General features: G+C 45.9%; 8 protein-coding genes. All 8 read right to left on the minus strand.

Annotated elements, in window-relative coordinates:
• Positions 1 to 6 precede the first annotated feature (6 nt).
• On the minus strand, positions 7 to 1,191 hold the full coding sequence (locus tag QNH28_RS27745; RefSeq protein WP_283909351.1) for an FtsW/RodA/SpoVE family cell cycle protein: 1,185 nt from the start codon (positions 1,189 to 1,191) through the stop codon (positions 7 to 9).
• Positions 1,192 to 1,417: 226 nt separating this feature from the next.
• Positions 1,418 to 2,602, minus strand: coding sequence for an FtsW/RodA/SpoVE family cell cycle protein (locus tag QNH28_RS27750; RefSeq protein ID WP_283909352.1), 1,185 nt, complete (start codon positions 2,600 to 2,602; stop codon positions 1,418 to 1,420).
• Positions 2,603 to 2,742: 140 nt separating this feature from the next.
• A complete protein-coding gene (prmC, locus tag QNH28_RS27755) occupies positions 2,743 to 3,741 on the minus strand; it encodes a peptide chain release factor N(5)-glutamine methyltransferase (protein WP_283909353.1) in 999 nt (332 codons plus the stop codon).
• Complete coding sequence (prfA, locus tag QNH28_RS27760; RefSeq protein ID WP_042131385.1) at positions 3,734 to 4,807, minus strand: peptide chain release factor 1; 1,074 nt, start codon at positions 4,805 to 4,807, stop codon at positions 3,734 to 3,736. The genes prmC and prfA overlap by 8 nt, the downstream gene beginning before the upstream one ends.
• Before the next feature lie 232 nt (positions 4,808 to 5,039).
• Positions 5,040 to 6,140, minus strand: coding sequence for a redox-regulated ATPase YchF (gene ychF / locus QNH28_RS27765; RefSeq protein WP_094871113.1), 1,101 nt, complete (start codon positions 6,138 to 6,140; stop codon positions 5,040 to 5,042).
• A gap of 143 nt (positions 6,141 to 6,283) precedes the next feature.
• On the minus strand, positions 6,284 to 7,636 hold the full coding sequence (locus QNH28_RS27770) for a S41 family peptidase (RefSeq protein ID WP_283909354.1): 1,353 nt from the start codon (positions 7,634 to 7,636) through the stop codon (positions 6,284 to 6,286).
• A 165-nt stretch (positions 7,637 to 7,801) separates the two neighbouring features.
• Positions 7,802 to 8,275, minus strand: a complete 474-nt coding sequence (locus QNH28_RS27775) for a GNAT family N-acetyltransferase (protein WP_283909355.1) — start codon at positions 8,273 to 8,275, stop codon at positions 7,802 to 7,804.
• Positions 8,276 to 8,315: 40 nt separating this feature from the next.
• A complete protein-coding gene (fni, locus tag QNH28_RS27780) occupies positions 8,316 to 9,455 on the minus strand; it encodes a type 2 isopentenyl-diphosphate Delta-isomerase (protein WP_283909356.1) in 1,140 nt (379 codons plus the stop codon).
• Positions 9,456 to 9,532 lie beyond the last annotated feature (77 nt).

Here is a 9,532-nt window from a genome sequence, read left to right on the forward strand (position 1 = left end):
TTAAATCTATAACTTCACAGCAAGCGCCTTAGGCAACTGCAAATCATCCTCAACATCCCGCCCATAAAGATGTACACTCATCACAATCCCCATACAGGCCATATTGATTAAAAGTGAAGTACCTCCATAACTGATGAACGGAAGTGTAATTCCCGTAAGCGGCATTAGGCCGATAAAGGCTCCAATATTCTCTAAGATCTGATATAGCAGCATAGCCGTAATTCCAATAATTAAAAACGGACCACTGCGCTCCCTACTCTCTAGAGCAATCAGTATCATCCGATGGAGCAAAATAAAGAAAAGCAACAGCAGCAGCGCTGAACCTACGAACCCAAACTCCTCCGCAATCTGTACGAATATGGCATCCGAATAGGTATACGGAACACGGTTACTCTGCACAGAGCTTCCTTGCAAATACCCTTCGCCGCTCATCCCTCCGGAGGCAATAGCCACTTTAGCATTTTTCGTGTGATAGCTTGCATCATCTGACGCCAAATCAGGTACGAGCCAAGGATCAAAACGATCCACTAAATGTTTCCTGCCAAGGGTCTCTTCAAAAAAATATACCGCATCATCATGATAGTGAATATAGCTCAGAATTCCGGCAAGACCCAATCCACCAACTATTAATAACCCGATGAGTGCATGTGAAATTTTGATATTCCCGATCCATAGAAGACCGATCAAGATAACGATGTAACTCAGTGCATTCCCCAGGTCATTCTGTACAATCACTATAGCAAAAGGGAGCAACGTAAGAAGCGCCAGCGGGACGACTCCCTTCCAGAAGGTTAGCGTAGCTCCTTGTTTACGGACCAGAATAGAGGCCAATAAAAGGATCAATATCAACTTAAAAAGCTCCGCAGGTTGAAAGCTAAGCCCACCTATTTCTAGCCCCAACTGCGCACCATTCTTTACTTTACCAAAAAAACTAACCGATACTAACAGACCTATGCCAAAGATATAAATATAAAGAGCATATTTAACAAATATCCTATAGTCCACAAAGGTGAGCACAAAGAAAGCTACAAATCCTACAATATAATATTTAAGCATTTGTAAATGGAAACCATCTAGTTTCTGAACTAATCTACCATTAGTCACGCTGTATATCGAAAAAACACTAGTGACCATCAGCAAAACTAGAACAATAAGAATCACGCTATCGATTTTCTTGAGCTTTTCAAGCATACGCAAACCCCTTACTCTGTTAAGGTTCCAACCGCCCTCATCCGAGGACAGTCGCTCCTTTCTATTGTAGAGCATTCGAGGTTATAATTCCAAATATATGTAATGTATCCGTATTAAGAGACACATCTTCGAGATCTAAAGATGGACATCCTCTTAAAAAATAAAAAAACCGTCAGTTCCTATCCATAAAGGATGAGGTTCTGACGATTTTATTGTGATGACGTGATTATACCTGCTTGGCGGCTGCATAAGGAGTAGGCTTAGGCAAATCTTCCTCTACATCTTGACCATGCAGACGCACACTCATTACCAGCCCAATGCTGGCCATGTTAATAAGCAGGGATGTACCCCCAAAGCTGATGAAAGGTAACGTGATACCTGTCAAAGGCATCAAACCAATAAACGCGCCGATATTCTCAAAAATCTGATACAGCATCATCGCGACAATGCCGACGATCAGAAACGGACCTGCTCGATCTCTAGATTCCAATGCAATCAGAATCATTCGGTGAATCAGGATAAAATACAGTAGCAGTACAAATGCGGAACCTACGAATCCAAATTCCTCGGCAATCTGCACAAAAATAGAGTCTGAATACGTATAAGGCACTCGATCCGTCTGAACAGAACTACCGTTCATATAGCCCTCGCCACTCATCCCACCTGAGGCAATCGCGAGCTTGGCGTTTTTAGTGTGATAAAGAGCTTTCGCTGTTGCTTTGTCCGGCACAAGCCAAGGATCGAAACGTTCGATCCAGTGTGAGCGGCCAATATCATTAAGGAACGTTTTAATTTCATCATGATAATGGATATAGCTCATAATTCCGGCAATTGCAGAGCTTGCTACAATTACAAGCCCGATTAATGCGTGAGTGTACTTAATGTTGCCGATCCATAACAGACCCGCAAGAATCACAATGTAAGACAAAGCGTTCCCAAGGTCATTCTGTGTAAGGACAATAAGAAACGGAAATAAGGTCAAGAGACCGAGCGGCACAACATCCCGCCAAAACAAGAGTTTACTCTTATTCTTACGAACAAGCATCGCGGCCAGAAATAGAATCAATATTAGCTTGAATAGCTCGGCAGGCTGAAGGCTTAGTCCTCCAGGGAGAGACAGCCAGCCTTGGGCATTATTTTTGGTCTCGCCCAAAAAGCTGACGAGAACCAGGATACCTATCCCAAATAGATAAATATATAGCGCGTATTTCACTAAAATTCTGTAATCCAAAAAGGTCATTCCAATAAAAGCAATAAAGCCAATTGCATAATACATCATCATACGGATATGATGTCCGTCCAGCTTTTCTCTTCCATGAGTCACACTATATATGGCGAAGATGCTGACAGTCATGAGTAATAACAGAACGACTACGATAGCACCGTCAATTTTTTTAATCTTCTGAAGCACGTTCTGCCTCCCTACTCTAAATCTGGGCTTTCTTTTATGGTTCACCAAGAAGTCCGGTTAAATTCTATTGTAAAGGAAGTCGGGTTGAAAATACAATTTCACTCTCCGAGCAACAGGAGTTCCCTGCATAGAATGCAGTATTATCGCGCTATACCTAGCACATGACGCGGAATTCCAGCCAGATCATTAATGGTGATGATCTCTTTCCAATGGCCCGCCGCTTCAAGTAGCGCGGCCACTTGCTCGGCTTGTCCGAAGCCGAGTTCAAAGCCAATCAGGCGCGGCGGTGCGGGAAGCAGCGCGAGCTGATCCATCATGCGGCGGTACGGGTCCAGCCCATCCGCCCCACCATCCAGCGCAGTGCGCGGCTCATGGTCGCGCACCTCACGCTGTAGCCCGGCGATATCCTCGCCGGGGATGTACGGCGGGTTGGAGACGAGAATATCCGTCTCCATTCCCGCGAACGGCTCGAGCAGATCGCCGAGCCGAAAATCCACAGCTGTGCCATTGCGCAAGGCATTGCGCTCGGCCACAGCCAAGGCCGCCGGCGAAATGTCGCCGGCGCAGACCCGCCACGCCGGCGCTTCCGCCGCCAGCGTGACGGAGATCGCTCCGCTGCCGGCGCCGATGTCGACGGCGGTCAGCGGCCGTACGGCGCGTCCACTTTCCGCGCCGCCCGCACGATCTTGCGCTGCTGCTAACGAAGCAGCGCCTTCTTCCTGCGCCGCTTCACTCGGCGCAACCGTGCCGTCCGGCCATAGCTCCGCGCCGTACCGTAAAATCGCCTCGACGAGCAGCTCCGTCTCCGGTCGTGGAATAAGCACATCAGGCGTCACTTCAAAGGGACGCCCATAGAATTCTTGCTCGCCGATGATATATTGCACCGGCTCACCCTTACTCCGGCGGGTAACCCCCGCCTCCCACGATTCCTTGATCGCAGCTGGAAAAGGATCCGCCAGCGCCATATAATACGCCGCTCCGGATAAGCCAAGCGCATGCTCAAGCAGTAGTTGCGCACTACGCTGCGGTTCATTACAACCGCTCTGGCTCAAAAAAGAAGAAGCCTCCGCAAAGGCTTCCCGGATGCTTTTCACTTCCGACATGACAAATACGCCATCGTTCAAAGCATTATTATCCATTGTCCATACTATCCATCAAATCAGCTTGTTCAGCAATTGAAAGAGCCGAAATAATTTCAGTGATTTCTCCGTTCATAACCTGCTCCAAACGGTGCAGTGTCAAGCCAATACGATGATCTGTAACCCGGCTCTGCGGGAAGTTATACGTCCGGATACGCTCACTACGATCACCCGTACCTACTTTGCTCTTCCGTTCACCAGCATACTTCGCTTCTTCTTCCTGCCGTTTCATATCAGAGATACGGGCACGAAGCACTTGTAGCGCTTTTTCCTTATTGGAGTTCTGTGACTTACCATCCTGACAAGTAGCAACAATGCCCGTAGGTACATGAGTTACACGTACTGCAGACTTGGTCGTATTTACAGACTGTCCGCCTGCACCACTTGAACAGAAGGTATCCACACGAATATCTTTATCATGGATTTCAATTTCAAAGGCCTCAGCTTCGGGCATCACCGATACTGTAGAAGTAGAGGTATGAATACGTCCACCAGATTCAGTCGCTGGGATACGTTGTACGCGATGCGCACCACTTTCGTATTTCAGCTTACTGTATGCACCACGGCCGTTAATAAGGAAGATGACCTCTTTAAATCCACCAAGGTCACTCGCGTTGACATCCATTAACTCCACGCGCCAGCCTTGTGAATCCGCAAACCGGGTGTACATCCGGTAAAGGTCGGAAGCGAACAATGCCGCTTCATCTCCGCCCGCTGCACCACGAATTTCGACGATTACGTTCTTATCATCATTCGGGTCTTTAGGCAACAGCAATACACGGATTTGCTCTTCCAGCTCTACCTGACGTTTGGAAAGGTCGTCAATTTCCATCTTGACCATTTCCTTCATCTCATCATCAAGCTTTTCGCCTTGCATTTGTTTAGCGGCTTCAAGCTCTTCCATTACATTCTTATATTCAGTATACGCCTCAAAAGCAGGCTGTAGGTCTGATTGTTCTTTGGAATAATCCCTCAGTTTCTTACTGTCGTTTGCAACATCCGGATCACAAAGCAGTTCACTGAGCTTCTCATAGCGGTCCGCCAGGGATTGCAATCGGTCCAACAAGGGAATTCACCTCTCCTAGTTCAATTTCAAATTCGCAAATAAAGCGATTAAAACATATGTCATAAAAATAGATATACGACTTTATATTATACCAAAGATATTGTGAAATGGCTACAGTTCTGTACGCGTAAATGCCATAATAAATGACTTATATTTTAAAAAGGACCACCCCAGCAGTAGATACCCCTACCGACTGAGATGACCCTCTTATCATTAGTGCGCTTCAGTCCTCTTAAACGTTGAAACGGAAATGCATAACGTCGCCGTCTTGCACCAAATATTCTTTACCTTCAAGACGCAATTGGCCACGTTCTTTCGCACCATTCATAGAGCCTGCTGCCACAAGATCTGCGTAAGCCACTACCTCAGCACGGATAAATCCACGCTCGAAGTCCGTATGAATTACACCAGCAGCGCCGGGTGCTTTAGTTCCCTTACGAATGGTCCACGCACGAACTTCCTGAACGCCTGCCGTGAAATACGTATACAAGCCTAGCAGCTTGTAAGCCGCTTTGATCAAACGGTTCAAACCAGATTCTTCTAGCCCAAGTTCTTCTAGGAACATCGCTTTATCTTCGCCCTCAAGCTCGGCAATTTCAGCTTCTACTTTAGCACTGATCGGAACAACTTCAGCACCTTCAGTTGCTGCAAATTCACGCACTTGCTGCACATAAGGATTATTCTCAGCACTTGCTACTTCCTCTTCACTTACATTCGCTGCATACAGCACTGGCTTCAATGTTAACAAATGAAGATCACGGATAATAAGCTTCTCGTCATCGGACAATTCTATACTACGTGCAGGTTTATCTTCGTAGAGCACTTCTTTGACACGTTCTAGCAGTTCAACTTCTTGAGCGTATTTCTTGTCGCCGCCTTTGATGTTCTTACGGGAACGCTCAATCCGCTTCTCAATGCTCTCAATGTCAGCAAGAATCAGCTCCAAATTAATGGTCTGAATATCGCTGATCGGATTTACTTTACCATCCACGTGGGTAACGTTCTCATCTTCAAAGCAGCGAACCACATGAACGATAGCATCCACTTCACGAATATGAGCCAGGAACTTGTTGCCTAGTCCCTCACCTTTACTTGCACCGCGCACAAGACCAGCGATATCAACGAATTCAAAAGCAGTAGGTACGGTCTTGTTAGGCTGTACCAGCTCAGTCAGTTTATCAAGACGTTCGTCCGGAACTTCAACGACACCAACGTTAGGATCAATCGTGCAAAAAGGGTAGTTTGCGGATTCTGCTCCCGCTTGCGTTATTGCATTAAACAATGTGGATTTTCCTACGTTAGGAAGACCGACGATTCCAGCTTTCAAAGCCATTTATATGACAACTCCTATTTTCAGCTAAATTGATCATCCGAATAAGTAATACGATCTAAACCATTATATATTAGAACATATTCTCCAGCAACACCGGATGTCATGCAGATGTGTCAATCCAGCCTTATCCAAGCGCGTCTAATTCAATGGGATTTGGCAAGTTGCAATACCTTTTGCACCGCCGGCTGATCCAATAGGGGCTTAGAAGTATCAGGATCAACCTCAATATCAGGCACCGTCTTAACTTCCTCATTACAGCTTCCATCAGAGTTAAGACCCATCTGGAGGGAAAACCTAAATACATAACCACTATTCGGCAATGCAGCTAAAAGCGGATCTGTCCCCAGACCGTCACCCCCTGTTCTTCCGCCTACAACCGTAGCAAACCCGGTACCTTTGGCGAATGCGGCGAATCCTTCCGCGGATGAATATACAGCACTGTCTAACAGCAAATAGATTTCCCCCTTGAAGCCAACAGAATGATAAGGGGTTACGATATCAACATTTTTGTTATAGTTTTTAAACATTGTTGTTGCTTCTGGTGGTATTTTGGGCAGCTCTTCGTCTTTAATGTTGGCAATAGGTTGTAAACCTTCTGTCAGCCGGCGTGACTGCATAAAGGCGTCGGCATATTTGTCTCCCCTATAAAGAGAATATGTATTATAAGTAATAGGCTTATTAATCAACTGAGGAACTATGTGAATGCGCCAGTAATCACTACTCCCTCCCCCATTTCCACGAATATCTAGGATTAGAGTTTTGAAGTCCTTTACCTGTTTAAAAAAATCTCTGATCTCGGCACTGTCCATCTCCATGAGATGGCCACCAAAGCTTCGCATGCCTAGATACGCTATTTGATCAGGCTCTATAATGACCTTCTCTACATTTCCCGACGTCTCTTTTCTTACCCCTTCCTCTTCCACCATATTGTTATTCTTACTAATTTCATCAGAACTTGTCTGCTCATTTAAAGGTTTCTGGTTATATCGAGCCAACACATTTGGCTGTTGAAACACGTTGATCCAAGGCTCATAGCCAAAACCTGCCTGAACATAGGTGTTTAGATACCATGGATATTCATCCTTAGATATAAAATTCGTATGCCCATTATTTAATCTGCTAAGTACGAATGTCATTTCCCCCAAAAACTCATCATCTGTCTTCACTGCTGCAATTTTATTGCGGTACTCCTCTTTGTTCGCAAGCCAATCCTCTCCATTTAGACGCTTATTTACCTCTAGGAAAGGATAGTTCTCCTCAATAATCTTCCACATGTAATCAAAATCCTCTAGTCTCTGCTCCACTGTCAATGGAGACACCGCTGCTTCTGGCAGTTCTTCCGCTACCTTTGAAGAGGCTACCGGCGCATCCGGACTTGCCTGAACTTGCTCCGACTCAGATTGCTTTTTCCCTGGCAAATCCCCACTGTTGCAACTAACCACTAACAGTATTGCAGTTGCAGATATAACCACCGACAATACAAACCTTGGTCTCACCTTAATCCCCCTTCTAATATTCCATATAACCCAATCCATATTTTCAGGAATTTATTTAATAATCATATTTTTCTATTCCTCCTAATTCAAATATATTTGTCACAATTTTTTACATTTTATAGAACAACAAAAAAAAGACCTCCTTCGAGGTCTCCACGGATAGCATTATAGATCTTTAGACATCGTAATGTCGGTTACGGTATATCCCATTTTTTTATACAGCTCAAATGCACGATTGTTCTGACCGAAGACATGTAACCCGATTTTGGTGACGTTCATCTCACGGGCTTCTTCATCAAGTGCGATCATAGCCTGCTTGCCGTAACCTTTGCTCTGATACGGTTCAAAAATGTAGAAATCATAAATGAAAGCCTCTCGACCACTGCGACCTTCACTTACATTAAACCAGATATATCCCACCTGGCTGTCACTACTAATCTCTACTATAGAGTATAGATAAGCGCCATCTGTGTTCAACCCTTTGGGCAGAGACTGTGTTATAGCTTCCTCAGAGAGCTTCATCGCGATGTCAGGATCCCAAGCGCCGGCTTTAATTTTATCTTCAGCGTAGTCACGAGTAGCTTGACCTAAGAAAAATTGAAAGGCAGACTCATCCATATGAACCAATTTAATCATCATCTTTTTTTCACTTCCTCGCTTCTATATTTACCATATACTTTTATTTACGTATTAAACGGGAAGTCCCACGTAAAGTTGCTAAATCGGGAGCTCCGATACCAAACATTGCTATCTTAAGCTCCAGCTCTACCTGAGCCAGTGCAGCATCTAGCGCCTCTTCAGAATCTACTGCCGGTCCTAACAGATTGCGTCCAAAGCCTGCTAAATCAGCACCGAGTGCCAATGCCTTCGCTGCATCCACGCCATGCTTCAGGCCGCCGCTGCCAATCAAAGCCCCCTTCGGGGAGACAGCACGTACCTCTGCAATGCAATCTGCGGTTGGAATACCCCAGTCCGCGAAAGCTTCAGCTGCTGCGCGCCGTATAGGGTCTACACTGCGGAACTTCTCCACCTGACTCCAGGATGTTCCACCTGCCCCCGCCACATCAACAAAAGCTACCCCTGCATTATAAAGACGTGCTGCTGTATCACCGTCAATGCCCCAGCCCACCTCTTTCACACCTACAGGAACCTCTAGTGCACGGCATACTTTCTCTATCTGCGATAGCAAGGACACAAAGCCAGTGTTCCCTTCCGGTTGAAAGACCTCTTGAAGACCATTGAGATGCAGTACAAGAAAGTCTGCACCAGCTATATCCACAGCCCTGCGGCATTCCTCAATCCCGAAACCATAGGACAGCTGTACGGCACCAATATTAGCAATAACCGGTATGTCAGGTGCTTTGTCCCGTACATAAAAGGTTTCGGTTAACTCTGAACGCTCCACCGCCGCCCGTACAGATCCAACACCCAACGCCCATCCTCGACGCTGCGCCGCCTCCGCCAGTCGAGCATTAATAGCTCCGGTAGCTGCACTGCCACCTGTCATCGAGCTGATCAGCAGCGGCGTACGTAGTTCACGTTCCAGGAACGTAGTCTGCAATGATATATCATCGAAATTCAGCTCTGGAAGAGCATTATGCCGAAATCGGTAATGTTCAAAACCCGTAGTCACACCAACGCCACCGACTTCCTCATTTAGACAAAGGCGTACATGTTCTATTTTGCGTTCACCCGTCTTTGATGTAGGCAATAAAGACTTCTTATCTGAAACCTCTACAGTCGATAGGTCATTACCATGATCGGCGCCAGACTGCCTATTCGCATCATATGGTACGGCCTCTTCTGGCGTATGATTCATGCTCCGTTCCTCCTATTCCTAAACTGCACTTATTATAACATATCCCTTCAGATGAATTTACAATATGAGGTTAGCGA

Source organism: Paenibacillus sp. G2S3, from assembly GCF_030123105.1.
Taxonomy (GTDB): domain Bacteria; phylum Bacillota; class Bacilli; order Paenibacillales; family Paenibacillaceae; genus Paenibacillus_AQ.